1 protein-coding gene is annotated in these 569 nt (G+C 43.8%); it reads right to left on the reverse strand.

Annotated elements, in window-relative coordinates:
* Window positions 1-569 (reverse strand): flagellin hook IN motif-containing protein (locus RC73_RS19680; RefSeq protein ID WP_327269312.1); only part of this gene is annotated, 569 nt, incomplete at both ends.

The following is a 569-nucleotide window of genomic DNA, read 5'->3' on the forward strand; positions in this document are numbered from 1 at the left end:
CCCGCTGTACCATCAATGACCGCCGCAACATCAAAGCCATTATTGCCTGACACAATGGCAATATCTTTACCTTCTGCTTGAGTAACTTGAACTTTACCGTCAACAATCGCCGCAGATATGCCCTTGTCTGCTCCGTTGGTATTTATTTGGTCAACTAAATCGGCATCATCAGCCGCACCAGTAACAACAGCACCACCAATTGTCGCATTTAGACCTGCGCCTCCAGTGGTATAATCTAAATCACTTAACTCAATTGTGTTATACGCTTGCGCTTTTACTCCTGTAGTTGCGCTTACATCATTAAACTTCTTCGCAATCGTCGAAGCATCATCCGCTGCTACAATATCAATATCGGTTGTATTACCTGAATTATTATTGGTTAGAGTGATTTTTGTATCTGCATACACGGCTGTCCCATCATCAACAACACCTGCCGTTGTACCTACTGCAGGCGCTATCTTACTTGAACCGATAGCATCTGCTGACACATTACGTAAGCTCACTGAAATAGTCTCATTGGCATTCGCACCTACCTGAAATGCTTGACTACCATAACTACCATCCAACAG

Origin of the sequence: Shewanella sp. ECSMB14102, assembly GCF_000813075.1 — a bacterium.
In the GTDB taxonomy this organism is placed as follows: domain Bacteria; phylum Pseudomonadota; class Gammaproteobacteria; order Enterobacterales; family Shewanellaceae; genus Shewanella; species Shewanella indica.